The organism is Microvirga sp. BSC39, assembly GCF_000739015.1.
In the GTDB taxonomy this organism is placed as follows: domain Bacteria; phylum Pseudomonadota; class Alphaproteobacteria; order Rhizobiales; family Beijerinckiaceae; genus Microvirga.
Genome location: NZ_JPUG01000022.1, coordinates 1 through 16,586 on the forward strand (window position 1 = coordinate 1; position 16,586 = coordinate 16,586).

At 59.6% G+C, this 16,586-nt stretch carries 14 protein-coding genes; 2 read left to right on the forward strand and 12 right to left on the reverse strand.

Annotated elements, in window-relative coordinates; genetic code table 11:
* The 8 genes from MA07_RS01650 to MA07_RS01685 form a co-directional block, all read right to left on the reverse strand.
* On the reverse strand, positions 1-215 hold a 215-nt coding region (locus MA07_RS01650), incomplete at its 3' end, for a dihydrodipicolinate synthase family protein (protein ID WP_200879305.1).
* Between the two features lie 33 nt (positions 216-248).
* Positions 249-1,982: an IlvD/Edd family dehydratase gene (locus tag MA07_RS01655; RefSeq protein WP_036346170.1), complete on the reverse strand. Its 1,734-nt coding sequence runs from the start codon at positions 1,980-1,982 to the stop codon at positions 249-251.
* A 416-nt stretch (positions 1,983-2,398) separates the two neighbouring features.
* The gene (locus MA07_RS01660; RefSeq protein WP_036346172.1) at positions 2,399-3,952 is read right to left on the reverse strand and encodes an alpha-N-arabinofuranosidase; all 1,554 of its coding nucleotides are present in this window, start codon (positions 3,950-3,952) and stop codon (positions 2,399-2,401) included.
* Between the two features lie 65 nt (positions 3,953-4,017).
* Positions 4,018-4,866, reverse strand: coding sequence for an ABC transporter ATP-binding protein (locus MA07_RS01665; RefSeq protein ID WP_052002724.1), 849 nt, complete (start codon positions 4,864-4,866; stop codon positions 4,018-4,020).
* A 12-nt stretch (positions 4,867-4,878) separates the two neighbouring features.
* On the reverse strand, positions 4,879-5,940 hold the full coding sequence (locus MA07_RS01670) for an ABC transporter ATP-binding protein (RefSeq protein ID WP_081928707.1): 1,062 nt from the start codon (positions 5,938-5,940) through the stop codon (positions 4,879-4,881).
* The gene (locus MA07_RS01675) at positions 5,937-6,806 is read right to left on the reverse strand and encodes an ABC transporter permease (RefSeq protein WP_036346174.1); all 870 of its coding nucleotides are present in this window, start codon (positions 6,804-6,806) and stop codon (positions 5,937-5,939) included. The genes MA07_RS01670 and MA07_RS01675 overlap by 4 nt, the downstream gene beginning before the upstream one ends.
* Positions 6,806-7,810, reverse strand: a complete 1,005-nt coding sequence (locus MA07_RS01680) for an ABC transporter permease (protein WP_036346177.1) — start codon at positions 7,808-7,810, stop codon at positions 6,806-6,808. The genes MA07_RS01675 and MA07_RS01680 overlap by 1 nt, the downstream gene beginning before the upstream one ends.
* Positions 7,811-7,851: 41 nt before the next feature.
* Positions 7,852-9,681: an ABC transporter substrate-binding protein gene (locus MA07_RS01685; protein WP_244445121.1), complete on the reverse strand. Its 1,830-nt coding sequence runs from the start codon at positions 9,679-9,681 to the stop codon at positions 7,852-7,854.
* Positions 9,682-9,897: 216 nt separating this feature from the next.
* Between MA07_RS01685 and MA07_RS01690 the strand changes: the two genes are divergently transcribed.
* Entirely contained in the window at positions 9,898-10,848 is a 951-nt protein-coding gene (locus MA07_RS01690) for a helix-turn-helix domain-containing protein (protein WP_200879306.1), read from the forward strand.
* A gap of 266 nt (positions 10,849-11,114) precedes the next feature.
* Here MA07_RS01690 and MA07_RS01695 read toward each other — a convergent pair whose 3' ends face one another.
* Positions 11,115-12,005, reverse strand: a complete 891-nt coding sequence (locus MA07_RS01695; RefSeq protein WP_244445122.1) for a YsnF/AvaK domain-containing protein — start codon at positions 12,003-12,005, stop codon at positions 11,115-11,117.
* Positions 12,006-12,043: 38 nt separating this feature from the next.
* Positions 12,044-12,535 (reverse strand): DUF2382 domain-containing protein, encoded by a 492-nt coding sequence (locus MA07_RS01700; RefSeq protein WP_081928708.1) that lies wholly within the window; start codon positions 12,533-12,535, stop codon positions 12,044-12,046.
* Between the two features lie 176 nt (positions 12,536-12,711).
* Here MA07_RS01700 and MA07_RS27410 point away from each other — a divergent pair, with 176 nt between their 5' ends.
* The gene (locus MA07_RS27410; RefSeq protein ID WP_052002726.1) at positions 12,712-13,452 is read left to right on the forward strand and encodes a YidB family protein; all 741 of its coding nucleotides are present in this window, start codon (positions 12,712-12,714) and stop codon (positions 13,450-13,452) included.
* Positions 13,453-13,764: 312 nt separating this feature from the next.
* Here MA07_RS27410 and MA07_RS01710 read toward each other — a convergent pair whose 3' ends face one another.
* Entirely contained in the window at positions 13,765-14,013 is a 249-nt protein-coding gene (locus tag MA07_RS01710) for a hypothetical protein (protein WP_036346181.1), read from the reverse strand.
* 88 nt (positions 14,014-14,101) lie between these two features.
* Positions 14,102-16,312, reverse strand: coding sequence for a glycogen debranching protein GlgX (glgX, locus tag MA07_RS01715; protein ID WP_244445127.1), 2,211 nt, complete (start codon positions 16,310-16,312; stop codon positions 14,102-14,104).
* Positions 16,313-16,586: the final 274 nt, after the last annotated feature.

Sequence of the window (16,586 nt, forward strand, 5' to 3'; positions counted from 1 at the left end):
GTCGTCATCACGGCTTCGCGCTCCTCGTCGCGCAGCAGGAACTGCTCGGAGAAATTCGCCAGGATGCAGAGGCCGTCGGAGCCCGCATCGATCATGAAATCGATGGCGCGCTTCTGACCTTCCAAGTCAAGGCGGCCGCCGTCGTCGAAGATGGTTGGCGCCACCGGGAACACGCCACGATAGGGGCGGGTGGAGCTCCTGCCGGTTGCGGACATGATCTCTTCCTTCATGATGTTGATTCTCGTTGCCTAGTGGTTGTCGCGCGGAACAGGCGAGCCGGTGCGGCCCACAAGAAAGTCCAGATCGACACCTTTATCAGCCTGCAGAACATGTTCGACATAGAGCTTGGCCCAGCCGCGTGTCGCATGGGGCTCCGGCGGAACCCACGCAGCGCGCCTGCGCTCCATCTCCTGCGCCTCCACATGAAGATGCAGGCTGCGGGCCACCACATCAAGGGTGATCAGATCGCCGCTCTCGACCAGCGCCAACGGTCCGCCGGCAGCGGCTTCTGGCGCCACGTGCAGCACCACGGTTCCATAGGCGGTGCCCGACATGCGCGCATCCGAGATGCGGATCATATCGCGGACGCCCTTTCTCAGCAGCTTCTGCGGCAGGGGCATGTTGCCGACCTCGGCCATGCCCGGGTACCCTTTCGGACCGCAATTCTTGAGCACCATGATGCAGGTCTCGTCGATGTCGAGATCCTCGTCATCGATGCGGTGATGCAGGTCCTCGATCGTCTCGAACACGACTGCGCGGCCGGTGTGCCGCATCAGTTCGGGCGAAGCCGCCGACGGCTTGATGACGGCGCCGTTGGGTGCGAGATTTCCTTTGAGAATGGCAATGCCGGCCTCCGGCTTGAACGGCTCCTCGAAGGAGGTGATCACCTCCCGGTTCCAGCAGGGGGCGTCCTTGACGTTGTCCCAGATCGTCTTGCCGTTGACGGTCGGCGCGTCCTTGTGCAGCAGCCCGCGTTCGCCCAGCGTGCGCAGAACCACCGGCAGGCCGCCGGCATAGTAGAAGTCTTCCATCAGGAAGCGGCCCGACGGCATGAGATCGACGAGGCAATGGATGTCGCGCCCGAGCCGATCGAAGTCGTCGAGGGTGAGATCGATGCCGACCCGCCCGGCAATCGCCAGCAGATGCACCACGGCGTTGGTCGAGCCGCCGACGGCTGCGAGCGTGCGTATGGCGTTCTCGAAAGCTTGGCGGGTCATGACCTTCGAGAGCACGAGATCCTCGTGCACCATCTCGACGATGCGGCGTCCGGCCATGCGGGCAAGCTGGTTGCGCCGCGCATCGGACGCGGGAATGGCGGCATTCTCCGGCAGGCCGACCCCGAGCGCCTCGACCATGGACGCCATGGTGGAGCCGGTGCCCATGGTCATGCAGTGGCCGGCCGAGCGGTTCATGCCGCCCTCCGCCTCATGGAACTCCTCCAGCGTGACCTCCCCGGCGCGCAGCTGCTCGCTCATGGAGATGATGTTGGTGCCCGAGCCGATGATCTTGCCGCGATAGACGCCGCGCAGCTGCGGGCCGCCCGAGACCCCGATGGTGGGCAGGTCGGCGGAAGCTGCACCCATGAGCAGGGCAGGGGTGGTCTTGTCGCAACCCATGAGCAGCACGACGCCATCGAGCGGATGGGCGCGGATCGCCTCCTCCACGTCCATGGCGGCGAGGTTGCGAAACAGCATGGCGGTGGGGCGCATGGTCACCTCGCCGAGCGAGGAGACGGGAAACTCGAGCGGGAAGCCGCCGGCATCGAGCACGCCATACTTCACATGCTCGGCAATGGTGCGGAAATGGGCGTTGCAGGGGGTGAGCTCGGACCAGGTGTTGCAGATGCCGATCACCGGGCGGCCGTCGAACTGGTCCTGGGGGAAGCCGCTGTTCTTGAGGAAGGACCGGTAATAGAACCCCATCTTGTCCTGGCGCCCAAACCAAGCCTGGCTCCGGAGCTGGCGCTTCTCGTCTTCGCTCATTTGTCTAAACCTCTTCCATTCGCATCCGCGTTGAAGCACATCTGGTGAGCTAAGGCCTAACCTTCGGTCAGGCGCCGTGCACGCGGACTTAAAGCTCTCAAGCTCAGCTTTCATCTACTGACCAGTATGAGAGCTGTTACGTATGAGACTCAAAAATTGGTCCTGGCCCACGCTCGCTTTTTCTCTAGCTACATTCGCAGGCCTGCCAAGTCTGTGTGTTGTGAAGTGAACGGTTCGACGCGGATGCCTCGATGCCCAAAATGCCCATACTTCAAGTTTGATGCAGAAAATTTTTCCATCCGTTCAGTTAAGCAGTTGGAGACAGTAAAGCACAGGAGGGGCAAAGCCCCTCCTGGTAGGTATATTCTGTGCGTGACCTCCCAAGCAGCCCTTCTGCGGCAGTTCCGTTAACCCGCTTACTGCTTCTTTACCTCCAGTCGGATAACATTCCACGAAGCAGGTGCAAGCTTGGCCCGTACCTGCTCTCCCCAAATCTCAACACCTTCCAGAGGAGCGGGCGTGATCGTATCCGGTGCATCCTTCGTGTTGACAGCCATCAGATCGTCGTTGCGCAGCTGGTGCGCCTCCTTGACCGTGATGTTCTCGAAGCCGCGTACGAGAGCTTCCATCGACAGGCTCTCATCCAGGCTACGGTTGAGCGCGAAGATGGTGACGCAATCCTCATCATGGTTGTGAACCACGGACAGCTTGAGATATGGAACAGCAGGAAGCGGGAACCGCAGCTCGGACGTACCGCGTGGATCATAGTACGTCGTCTCGTAGGTAGGTGAGTCCACCTTCGTTTGCAGCACCGTGCCTCGCCCGAGATTACTCATATCCTTGAACGGGTAGAAAATGGACTGGCGCCATGCAGGCCCGCCGGTCTCGGTCATGATCGGAGCGATGGCGTTTACCAGCTGCGCAAGGCAGGCCGACTTGATCCGATCGGCGTGATTGAGCAGGGAGATACAGGCGCCGCCGAAAGCAAGCGCATCCTGCATATTGTAGATCTCCTCAAGGATCGGCGGCGCGACGGGCCAACCGAGCTTGACCCGGCCCTCGTTCTTGCGGCGGGTGCGGTACCAAACGTTCCACTCGTCGAAACTCAGCATGATGCGCTTGGGCGAGCGACGACGAGCGGCCACTGCGTCCGCGATGGCGACAACCTCTTCGATGAAGCTGTCCATCAGGTCCGGACTTGCAAGAAATGCCGGAGTATCATCCGCATAGTTGTTTAGATAAGTGTGCAGAGAGATGTATTCGACGTGGTCGAATGAGTGCTCGAGTACAGTGTCCTCCCAGCTACCGAAGGTCGGCATGTTGCGCGAGGACGAGCCGCAAGCGGCGAGTTCAATATTTGGATCAATCCATTTCATGAGCTTGGCGGCCTCAGCCGCGATCCGCCCATATTCCCACGCGGTCTTGGTCTCCATCTGCCATGGGCCGTCCATCTCGTTGCCCAGGCACCAGAACCTCACGTTGTGAGGCTTCTCCCATCCATGAGCGCGGCGCAGATCGGACAGCTCCGTACCACCCGGGAAGTTGCAATATTCCAGGAGGCGCCTGGCATCGTCAGGACCCCGGGTGCCGAGATTGACAGCCATCATAGGCTCCACACCGGCCGCCTGGCACCAGTCCATGAACTCATTGGTGCCGAATGTGTTCGGCTCGGTCGACATCCAGGCGAGATCAAGCCGCCGCGGGCGGTTCTCCACTGGGCCGACACCATCCTCCCAATTATAACCGGAAACGAAGTTTCCACCCGGGTAGCGGATAATGGTGGGCGCCAGCTCGCGGACGAGCTCAAGCACATCCGCTCGGAATCCGTGCTCATCGGCGGTTGGATGGCCCGGTTCGTAGATGCCACCGTAAACACACCGCCCCAAATGTTCGACGAAGGCGCCGAATAGGCGTGGATCTGTTTCCGCGATGGAGAAATCGCGGTCAATGGTGACTTTGGCTACTTTCATTAGAGGGCTCCAATAGTTAAGCAGGTAAGCTCATCTTGAACTGTCAGTGGGAACAAAAGGGTGGATCAGCTTGCCACTACGTGCACGGCCTCCGTGAGGGGATCGTCACGCCAAGCTCCGTCGACCGATAGAACCGCTTGGCGAAGCTTGATGGAGTAGGGATGCTGTGGCGCGGCTAACACGGTCCGAGCGTCTCCGCCCTCTACTACCTTGCCCTTTTGCATGATGATCAGACGGTCGCTGATGTAATAGGCGGTCGCGAGATCGTGCGTAATGTAGATGATCGAGACACCGAGTTCATCGCGCAGCTTCTTGAACAGGTTGATCACAGTCATGCGCAGTGATGCGTCGATCATCGAGACCGGCTCGTCGGCGACGATCAGGGACGGATTTGGCACAAGTGCGCGGGCGATCGCCACACGCTGGAGCTGCCCGCCCGACATTTCATGCGGATAGCGCCCCCGGACTTCGGCAAGCGAGAGGCCAACCTTGCGAAGCGAGTCGTCAACCCGCTCCTCCACCTCGTCGGTCGTGCGGCACTCCGTGAAATTCTGAGCTGCACTAAAGAGATAGCGATCGACGCGCTTCAAGGGATTGAAAGCATCGAACGGATTCTGGAAGACCGCCTGCACATGGCTCATGAACTCCAGTCGATCACGGCGGCTGCGGACATCGCGCAGGTCTTTTCCCTGGAACAGGATACGCCCGCTTGTCGGAGCTAAGCTGTTCAGGATCATGCCCGCGAGAGTGGTTTTTCCACTCCCGGACTCACCAATAATGGTGAACACCTCGGGTTTGTCCGCTGTGAGAGAGAAGCTGACATCGTTCACGGCATGGTTGACCCTCCGTGAGATGATACCGCCTCTCGTGAAGATCTTATCGACATTCTCTACGTCAAGAAGGTTCGGGGTCATGCAGTCGCCTCCCTATCCGACCGTCTCGACCCGGGTGGGATCGGCCTGTGCCACGTGGCAGGCTGCCCGGTGCCCAGGCAGGATCTCCATCATGGGAGGAGCCTCGAGGCGGCAGATATCGATGGCTAGCGGACACCGGGGGTGAAAGCGGCACCCTGGCGGAGGATTGGCTAGGCTTGGGGGTGAGCCCTCAAGGCCTTTCTTCGGCGCCTCGTCCCCAATGCGCGGCAGGCTTGAGATCAAATGCGCCGTGTAGGGATGGAGTGGTCTCTTGAACAAGTCACGCGTCCTGCCCTCCTCCACCAGGCGGCCAGCATACATGATGCCGAGACGGTCGGTGAGATTGGCGTGAACCGCCATGTCATGAGTGACGAACAGGACCGACGACCTGAGTTCCTGCTGAATCTCCCGCAGCATCAAGAGCACGCCTTTCTGGACAATCACGTCCAGCGCCGTTGTCGGCTCGTCTGCGATGATGAATTCGGGTCCGCAGACAGTTGCTAGGGCGATTGTCACCCTCTGCCGCATGCCACCTGACAACTCGTGCGGGTAGGCCTGGAGGACCGCAGGGTCAAGGTGGACCCGCTTGAGGTGCCGCTCCACAAGGCTAGTGAAGTCGGCTCCCTTCGCATTCACGTGCGGCAATGCGAAGTCCACGAAGGCATGCTTAATCCGTCGGACGGGGTTCAGCACACTCATGGAACCCTGCATGATGTAGGACAAATGACTCCAGCGGATCGCCGACAGCTCCTGCGGCGAAAGCTTGTAGATGTCCCGCTCCCCATCCTTAAAGTTGAACCTTACCGATCCTTCTACAACTCTGAGCGGGGGGCGGATAGCGCCTGCGATAGTCTTGATAAGTGAGCTCTTTCCCGAGCTCGACTCGCCTGCAAGGCCATAGATCTCGTTGCGGTTGACCTTAAGGCTGATGTCGTCAACCGCCCTCACCTCGCGGTCAACACCGAACATCTGCGTCTTATAATAGGCCTTCAGACGGTCCACTTCGAGCAGCGGAGCGGTCTGCGGCGCCCTCATTTCGGGGGACAGAGGTATGGAGCGTAGCTCAGTGATCATGCCTGACCTCCAAGACGGCTGAGGCGGCTGCGCGGGTCGATGTATTCATTCATCGAAATAGCGAGCAGGAACAGGCCGATGAACAGCATGATGACGAGAGCAACCGGGAAGGTGACCCACCACCAGATGCCGGATACCAAGGCGGCATGCTGGTTTGCCCAGTATATCATGCCGCCAATGGTGGGCGTGTTGATGTCGGTGAAACCGAGGACGGACAGCGTCACCTCAATGCCAATCGACCAGTTAATGTTGTTCATGGTGGTCGAGAACACGATTGGCAATACGAATGGCAGATGCTCCTGAAGAACGATCTTTCCGGTGCTCATACCTGAGAATACTGCTTGACGGGTAAATTCCCGGGTCCGCAGGCTCATGGCGATGGATCGGATCAATCGCGCGTCGTAGGCCCATCCCAGCAGCGCGGTGATCACTGCGAGTAATGCCCAGGACATCTGGTCCCGCATGATGAAGTAGAATAGCACCAAAATGGGAAAGAGTGGAATGACAACGAACGTGTCGTTTATTGACATCAGGACGCGGTCTACCCAGCCACCCTTGTAGCCTGAGATCAGTCCTACAAAGAGAGATATGATACGGCTGAGGATTGCCACCACAATCCCGAAGAGGAGAGTATTCCGGATCGCGAAAGTGAGCTGCCAGAATACGTCCTGCCCACGCGATGTCGTGCCCAGCGGATGCTCCCACGAGGGCGGCACATCGGGGGGAACAACATAAACATCCATCGGCGGATAGGGCGAGAAGAAGGAGCACGCGGCGACTGCCAGCACAACGAGTAGCAGCACTAGGCCGATGGCGAACTCGCCATTATGACTGAAGAGATCACGAAAGATCTTGAACGCACTCATCAGCGTGCCTCCACGCGCGGGTCGATCAGTGGATAGAGGAGATCGATCAGCAGGACGGTGGCGGAGACGGCCACGATTGAGATGGTCGTAATACCGAGAACCAGGCTGTAGTCGCCGGCATGGACCGCGCTGATCAGGAGTGATCCGACGCCTGGGTAGCCAAAGACGTACTCAGTGATGATCGCACCATTAAAAATGGCCCCGAGCTGCAACGCGAGGCCCGTCACCTGAGGGCCAAGAGCGTTCCGCATTACATAGGATCCCAGGATCTTGTTGCGCTTCACGCCAGCAAGCTCCGCGTAGATCACGTAGTCTTCGGTCACAACGTTAGATACGAGCGAGCGCATACCCATGAACCACCCGCCGATACCAACGGCCATGAGCGACAGAACCGGTAGTATCGAGTGAACCGCCACGTCGAGCGCGAAGGCAAACGTGTTGGAACGGTCCGAGGCCATTGTGGCGCCGCCGCTGATCGGCAGAACAGGCCAAAGGAAACCGAAGATGATGAGGAGCACCAACGCGACGACGTAATACGGGATGGGTTTAAGTGCCATGCTGATCACGCCGAATGCCCTGAGGACCCGGCTGTTCCTGTAGTAGCCAGCAAGTCCGCCAAGCAAGTTACCAAGGAACCACGTCAGGAGCGTCGAAACCAGCAAGAGGCCAACGGTCCAGGGAAGGGCTCGCAGGATGAGCTGCGAGACCGGTGTTGGAAAGGCCGACAAGGAGGGGCCGAAGTCACCGACCAGAATTCGTTTCCAGAACGATACATACTGCTCCCACGGCGAACCCTCGAGACCATAGAGCTGGCGCAGCGACTGCCGCATCATCTCAATGGCTTCCGGGCTGGTGCTGCCAAATGAGGTGGCTGCCGAGATCGATTGTTCGACAGGATCAATCGGGGTCATATGCGTCACCAGATAGGTGATGTTGATCCCGACGAATACGACGACCGCGAACTGCACCAGCCGTTTAGACAGGTAGGTCAGGTAAGCTCTCATAGCCGCTCCTTGTCTGAGGAAAGTAAGGAGATGTCTGAGCGCTACTGCTGCTTTGGCTTCAACCTCACCATCATCGAGCGGGAGTTGCCCCAATTCGGGACCGGGTTTGCGTAAGGGTCTTCCGCGGTTGGGTATCCCGTCCAATAGGTCTCATCCATGGCAGTGAAGACGTTGTACGCCATGAGCGGGATGATCGGCATTTCGCGAACGATGAGTTTAGCGTACTCGCGGCCAAGTTCGACGGTCCGCTTGTCATCGAAGGAAATCCGGCGAACCTCCTCGATGATTCTATCGAGCTCAGGGTTGCTCCAACGCTGCCAGTTGCGGGGCGATTGCGTCTTGCCCGGGGCTGCGACGAACTGGGAATGCCAGCTGTCGAGGAAGTACGACAGGTCCGGATGACCACCATAGGTCTCCACGCTCCATGATATGAGCGTCTCGAAATCGCCAGCATTCCGACGGTCAAGCATCGTCCCTTGAGCCACCTCCGTCTTGGCATCGATGCCGAACTGGCGCCACTGCTGAACGATCATGGTGCCAGCGCGGGTCAAGATCGGACGGGAATCACCCTCGACCATCAGCTTGATTGAGAACGGCTTGCCGTCTGGTGTGTACCAGGCGTTGCCGCGCTTGGTGTAGCCGGCTTTCTCGAGCAATTCCGCAGCCGCCTGTGGGTTAGGCTTCCACCACCCATAGCCGAACGCTTTCCTGATCTCCGCCGGGTCAGTCGGGATTTGCTCCTTCATCGTAGGACGCAGCATGTCGGCAATCTGGTTACCGATGTTCGGATCGTACGGCTTGATCTTACTCTTGCCCGTATCGATCTCATAGGAAGCGAGCCAATCTTGGAGTGGAATGTGGTAGTCGTCCGGATGGGTTCCCGTCGGAGGGATCCCAATTGGCGACAAGGTCGCAGCGCCGCGATAGGAGGCCATTGAAACAGCTTTGGCATCGATCAGCAGAGCCAACGCCCAACGCACGTCGCGGTTCTGGAAGGCTGGGTTCTGCATGTTGAAGATAACAGAGGGCAGCGTCGGGTCTGGATGCGCGAACGGGAAGTTTTTGAACCAAGTCTTCAGGCTCGGTGACTGCTTGGACAGAGTGAACATGCCCTCGGGCGCAACGTCATGCACCACATCTAAGTTGTGGTTGAGCTGGGCAATCACGCGCTTATCCGGTGGGCCAGGGTCGATATAGGCCGCATACTTCGGGCCGGGCTCGCCATAGCGCCCGAGAGCCGTGCGTTGCCAGTCATCGCGCTTCTGCCAGACGTACCATTTGCCGTCGGGATCATAGCTGTGGAGCTTGTAGGCACCGAGAGAAACCGGAGGGTTAAAGTCAAACTTCTGAGGATCGGCTGCTTTCTCGAAGACATGCTTCGGCATCATCCAGATACCGTTGAAGCGGACTGTGAAAAGTGAGTGGAAGCGGGAGTTTTGCCTCTTCAGCTTGAAACGAACGGTCCAGGGCTCCGGCGAAGAGACACTTTCGACGTTCAATGCCAGCAGGGCACTCCACCGCATGCCAGGATTTTTGATTTGGGTCTCGACAGTATAGATGAGGTCATCGGGCGTGAACTCTACGCCGTCACTCCAGTAAATCCCCGGGCGCAACTTCACCGTCATTTCGGTGAAGTCCTCGTTGTAGATCGGCTTTTCCGCCGCAAGCGAGTTTTGCCATGCTCCTTCGAGACCCCGCTCTGGATCAATGTACCATAGTGTGTCGAGCGCGAGTTGATGGAGCCCAGTCCACTGCCCTCCCGCGTTAATCGTCCAGATGTTGAACCAACCGGGGTTCTTGATCGTACCTTCCGGATTTTCAAGAATGATTGTCTCGTTGCGAGGCACGCCCGGGACGGTTGTTTGGGACATCGCTGTGGTCGCAGCGAGAGCTAGACCGGACGCAAGGGTAAGCAAGCGTAGAATTCGCATTGGCGCTCCTCCATGGTTGATCATTATCTTTTTTCTTAATTAGTCATGAGTTTCTCGCAACGGTCAACGGCATCATTGATATATATCCAAACTTCCGATACTTATCGTTCGAGAGACCGTGGTCACCCACGGCGAGCATCCGCGCTGAGTAGCTAAATGCCTGACATCAAAAGAAACTTCCTAACACTTGTGGCAGAGGAAAGCTCGGAGCCACTTCGAGGGATCGCCTCGCCCGCCCGTGTCAGGATCCTCAAACTCCTACGTGTGCGCGGACCGCTGAACGTTAATGAGATCAGCGACGCGCTAGATTTGCCGCAGTCGACAATAGCGACTCATATCCAGGTACTCGAGCGCTCAGGGCTGATTGAGACAGAGACGCTTAAGGCCTCCAAGGGACAGCAGAAGGTCTGCTCAATCCGGTATGACGAAATCATCATCCGATTTGATGATCAGGATGCGCTCAAGAGCAAGGACCACGTCGAGGTATCTATGCCGATTGGGCTCTACACGAGCTGCGATGTGAGCGCCCCGTGTGGCCTATGCTCAACCGAGAATGTTTTGGGTGTTCTGGATGTGCCGGATTTCTTTCTCGATCCAAATCGCATGAGCGCATCGCTGATTTGGTTCAGACGCGGCTTCGTCGAGTACAAATTCCCTAACAACGGCAAGGTTCTGGGAGCTAAGATCGACAAGCTCGAGTTTGTCATGGAACTGTCGTCCGAGGTTCCGGGTACGAGCCTTGACTGGCCGTCTGAAATTAGCCTGTGGGTCAACAATGTGAAAGTTGGAAGCTGGATCTCACCGAGCGACTTTGGCGACAAGCGCGGTGTTTACACGCCACAATGGTGGAAGTTGGAGGGATCGCAGTATGGCAAGCTTGTCACCTGGCAGATCTCCCGGAGTGGAACTTCGGTGAACGACGTCCAGATATCGGATGTATCACTCGACAAGCTCGAGCTCGAAAAACATCACGGTATTCGGTTGAAGATCGGGATTGACGACGCCGCCAGCCATCCTGGTGGGATCAATATCTTTGGCCGCGGTTTCGGGAACTATGATCAAGATATCGTCATGCGTATGCATCTGAAGCAGCAGCTCGGCTCCTAGAGGCACGTAGTGGCTCCCAGAGAACCGGAACGTCCGGAAGGGGTCACCCAGCGACGATCTCCGGCCTTCAGGAACGTCCGCTGTTTCCGCCCGAAGCCGACCTTCGGCTTGCTTCTGAGAAGTGCCAGCTCCTGACCTTTATGAGCACAATGGCCTGGAGAGCCATTCCGCGGTGTTCCGTGGGTGTCCCAACGTTCGGGCCTAATGGCGCTCCGCCTCCGGCAGGGTTGGTCCAAGGAGGCGGAGCGCCGGGATGTGTTGGACGGCTACACCTTCCGATCAGTCGTTCCGGTGCCGCTGACACCGGTGCCGCGCTCGTCTTCGACGTCGACTTCGGTCTTGCGCACGGTGTCGGAAATCGTCTCCGTGCGCTGCTCGGCCTCCTTGCGAACCACAACCTCTTCGACCACACGGGCTTCCTTGGAGACCACCGCCTCCTCACCGCGTTCCTCGATCTCGATTGTGCGCTCCTGGAAGGGATCCCCAGCGTGCGTAGCGCCGGACACGGGACGCCGCTCCACCTCCACGTGCTCCTCGCGCAGGCTCACCTGCTCACTGACCGGCCGCTCGACCACGTAGGACCGAACACGCACGCGGCCGTGGCTCACGTCGCGCTTTCCAACGTGCAGTTCCTCCTCGGCGACTGGGATCACCTCATCCCGTCCCGAGACACGCTCTGAGGATGTGCTCACCGAGGTCGCACCCAATGCGGATCCGGTGCTCGCGGCGGTACTGGAGGTGCGGGAGGCGCCTGTGGTCAGATTGGCCGTGCTGCCGGACAGCACATCCGATGTGCCCGTCCAACCTTCGGAGCGCCAGGAGCTGGAGCGCTCGTCAATGTCGATCGTGCCCTCATCATCAAGGATGTCGATCACCCGCTCATAGTCGGAATCGCGGGTCTGCACCGACACCAGGTACCCGCCACGGCGCAGTCCCTCGGCGTAGGTGTGGCGGTCCTCGTCCGGCAGGAATAGATCGCGCAGCGACTCCCACAGGCTGTTGCTGGCCTCAGGGAACGATTGCGTACCCGTGCTGCTCGAGGTGCCGGTGTCCTGCTCGCTGGGGGTCAGGCGGATGCCGTCACGGGCAATGCCCGCCGCATGAAGACGGCTGATGGCCTCCTCGGCATCGGTGCGGCTGTCAAAGAATGCCGTCACCAACCTACTGCTTGTGGATCCTGTCGTCATTCCGGAACTCATTGGGTTACCTCCTCCTCGGGGGCTGTGGTATCGGGAGCCACTCGCTCCACGATGGCGCGCTGCTTGCGCAGGGTGACCGGCACCTCTACGGTCTCTGTTGTGACGCGGCGCCGAATGTGCAGTTCCTCCTTGAGGACGAGAAGCTTCTGGACGACGAGCACCTCCTCGACGACCGGAAGGATGGTCACGTCGCCTTGGGTTCGGATCTCGGGTGCAGTCTCGACCACCTTGTCGATTGGCACGCGGGTGACCTCCACACTCTCCCGCTGCACGTCCGCACGGGCGAGTTCCTCGATGGTGTCGGTGACCGTTTGCACGCGCACGCGCCCGGTCACGACCTCTCGCTTGCCGATGCTCGCGGTCTCCTCAACGAGCGGGATGACCTCCTCGGCGACAGTGTGAGCGCCGCCCCTCAGGGACTCATCGAGAACGGGGATGTGCTCCTCGTCGGCCGCGTGTATGCCCGTCGGTGTTGTTGGGGTGGTCATCGCTACTCTCAGGTGAACCGAGGCCAACGGGTTCTGGGCATGGGAGTTCCGCAACGACGGGTGTGAGCACGGCGGGGCCCAAGGACCCAGGCGAGGCAATATTCGGCCTCAAACAACGCAGCCCTACTGAACCTTTCGCAGATCAAGGGGTTGGCAGGCCGAACAGGAGCACCGCCATGACCGACGCCCGTCACAGTTCCGCTGGAGGTGGGCTGGGTAGCCTGCTCGATCAGTTCCTCCAGAACGGCTATGGCGACCATGCCGACTCCTGGGTGGGCACGGGCCAGAACCGCAGGCTTGCACCGGATGAACTCTCGCACGCCCTTGGTCCTGATGCCATCGATGAGCTGGAGCAACAGACGGGCATGCTGCGGCAGCAACTGCTGGCGGAGCTCTCGGATCACCTGCCGGATGCCGTCGATCAGTTCACCCCTACGGGCGCTTGCCGACCCATGAGGAGGTCTCCTCCCGCTGGGCTGACCGATAGCTCACCCCATGGCGGCGAACGGGCTGCCCCATGGCAAGTGAGGTGTCCCAGGGCCGCGAGGCTCGCGCTTTCACCGTGTGAGGAACGTGGGCGTCCGGCCGACGTTGATCCGCAGCCCTTGCGGGCGGAAAGGAACATGATGCTCAACAGGCTCCATGCTTTTACGATCGTGACGCTCGCTGCGATGAATGAGGCACTTGCCCAGGCCACCCCGCCCGCCACGCCCGGCTCACCCGCCCCACCGGCAACAGACGGAGGCGACACCCCCTGGCTGTGGATCATCATTGGTCTGGCAATCGTTGCCGGCCTTATCTGGTACTTCATGCGCGGACGGTCACGCCCCACGACTGCCGGGACGACGGGCCCGTCGTCGACCTCCGGGACACCTACGAGCCACCCTAAGGTGTTCGACAACGACAAGCGCAAATAGCCGCTCATCATCCGTGAAAAGCTCTTATCCATCTTACTGGGGACTTTGTGCCGTCCATTCTACTAGACCGTGATGGGGAGGAACGTTGATGAGGATGTGCGGTTGATCCTCTGCGGAGGCAACCTGCCTTTGGGCAGGTCTCCTTGACCGATCTCCGTAGACTGAGCCCCATTCCGTTACTGGAGCGGGGCTCCCTTTGCCGAAGACCACTCGTCCCCGGGCCCCTCTCCCGTCCATCGATCAACGACATTCAAACTTGGCAGTACAGTTCTATGAGAACGCCTCTCGAAATTAGGCGCTCCAGGGATGAGGTCACCGAGGTGGTGCAGCGTGCCGATCGATCCTCATCGAAGCTGTTACGGTGCAGACCCGCTGGGTGTGCTCGTTCCAAACCTTGTTGACGATGTCGCCGGTATCACCCTTCCCCAGGAGGCTCCGGCCGATCTCACCCGCCGACGTGAGAGCGCTTTGCACAGCCGCGTCCAGGCTGTCGAACTCGGAGCCCTCGTCATCGCGCGCACTCTGTGCCCTGTCATGGATATTCAAATAGTAGCGCGCCATGCAATCACCTCTTAGACAGGACGTCTCCCAGGCAGTGCGAAATTCTAAGCGCTGGCTGACCCCAGAGGCTGGCTCAGGGCGCTTACGCTCACCAAAGTGTCTTTTGCGGAAGGGCGACTGGCGTTGAGGTGACCGTCTCAAAAGCGTCCAGGACATGCTGGAATGAGCGATCCGCGTCCGTTGGCTGCCCCTTCTGGCGCGCCGGTCTGAGGATGAACAGCAGGAGCGAGCGCCCGGTCACCTCGTACACACGTCCGAATTCACAGTCCTCGAGATCATCGTTCCGGTCCTGGTTCGTGTCGATCAGGCGCACCCATCGACTACCACCGGCCGCCGCCGGCAGCTTAAAGGGCACCACGTCCTCATGGGCGTTCAGGATCACGAGCAGCGTCGAGTCCGACCCTAAGCGGCGCACACCCGTCTCCTGGGCTCGACCATCCAACAGGATGCCCATGCAGCGCCCGTTAGGATCCTCCCAGTGCTCGACCGTCATCTCATCGCCTGCCGGCGCAAGCCATGTCACGTCCTTGACCCCGAGATCCTCGTCGTACTCGCCCATCAGAAACCGTCCCCGTCGCAGCATGGGCAGGGACCGCCGAATGGCCAGCAGCTTCTGAACGAACTCGGCCAGGCACTTCTGATCAGGATCGATCCCCTGCCAGTCCAGCCAGGAGATCTCGTTGTCCTGGCAGTAGGCATTGTTGTTGCCCCCTTGCGAACGGCCGAACTCGTCACCGGCCAGGATCATAGGCGTGCCGCGGGAGAGCAGAAGGGTCGCTAACATGTTGCGCATATGCCTGAAGCGCAGATTGCGGATTGCCGGATCGCTGGTTGGACCTTCGACACCGTAGTTCACAGACAAGTTGTTGTTGTGCCCGTCCTTGTTGTCTTCTCCGTTCGCCTCGTTGTGCTTGGCCTCGTAGGAGGCAAGATCATTCAGCGTGAACCCGTCATGGGCTGTGACGAAGTTCACTGAGGTCCAGGGCCTGCGTCCGCGCTTGTTGAAGATGTCCGCTGAGGCGGTAAGCCGCGAGGCAAGCTCGGACAGCTTGCCTTGCTCTCCGTTCCAGTAGGCGCGGACCGTGTCCCGGTAGCGGTCGTTCCACTCCGCCCAGCCAGGCGAGAAGCGCCCAACCTGGTAGCCGCCCGGTCCGCAGTCCCAAGGCTCCGCGATGAGCTTGACCTGACTGAGCACCGGATCCTGCCGGCAGGTGTCGAGAAATCGCCCATCCTCATCAAAGCCGTGTGGCTCCCGGGCCAGGATCGTTGCGAGATCAAAGCGAAAGCCATCGACATGCATCTCCTGCACCCAATAGCGCAGGCTGTCCCCGACAAGTTGCAGCACCCGCGAGTGGCTCAGATTGACCGTGTTGCCGGTCCCGGTGTCGTTAATGTAGTAGCGGGGATCTGGTGCGAGCCTGTAGTAGGATGCATTGTCGATGCCCTTGAACGAGAGTGTCGGTCCAAGCTCATTACCCTCAGCGGTGTGGTTGTAGACCACATCCAGAATGACCTCGATTTGGGCCGCATGAAGATGTGCCACCATCTCCTTGAACTCTGCGAAGGCAAAGTCCGGGTTGGCAGCATACCGGCGGGCTGGAGCAAAGAACCCGATGGTGTTGTAGCCCCAGTAGTTCTTCAGCCCTTTCTCAGTCAGGTTGCTGTCGTTGACGAAGGTGTGAATGGGCAGGAGCTCGATGGCGGTGATGCCGAGGGAGCGGATGTAATCCATGGCCTCCTGGCTGGCCAAGCCGGCATAGGTGCCCCGCAGACCCCCTCGCACAGTCGGGTGGCGCATCGTGAAGCCGCGCACATGCGTCTCGTAGATGACAGTCTTCTCCCATGCTGTCTGCAAGCGACGGTCGCGTCCCCATGTGAAAGCTGGATCGATGACGCGGCTCTTCATCATAAACGGAGCACTGTCACGGCGATCAAACGTGAGGTCGTCGGCCGTTTCCACCTGGTAGCCGAACAGCGCAGGGTTCCAGGTAATCTGTCCCACGATCTGCTTGGCATAAGGGTCGAGCAGGAGCTTGTTGGGATTGAAGCGATGTCCTGCGGCAGGCTCGTAGGGACCATGGACCCGGTAGCCGTAGACGGTCCCGGGACGTGCGTCCGGCAGGTAGCCGTGCCAGACCTCATCCGTGTATTCAGGCAACTCGATGCGCTCCAGCTCACGCTCGCCGGTGTGATCGAACAGGCAGAGTTCAACCTTCGTAGCGTTGGCTGAGAACAGGGCAAAGTTCACGCCGACTCCGTCCCACGTGGCGCCAAGGGGGTAAGGGCGTCCCTCCCTCATTCTGGATTTGCGCGTGGGTTGAGGATCGGTGGGCTGCCCTCCTTCGTGGATGGTGTTCGGATCCTGGAAGTTCATGGGCACCCCGAGGTGTGAATGCGTTCTCCACGCACTGAGGATCTATCAACGCGGATGCTGAACCGAAGGTCCGCTTGCTACTAAGCAGGCTTGAGCGTTGCTTGACAGTACCGAGAGCTTGGATCGCAAGTCTCATTTGCCGAGCGCAACGAACAGGGTGAGAGCCACAAATGTGCACCCAAACCTTCTGGCTATGTCG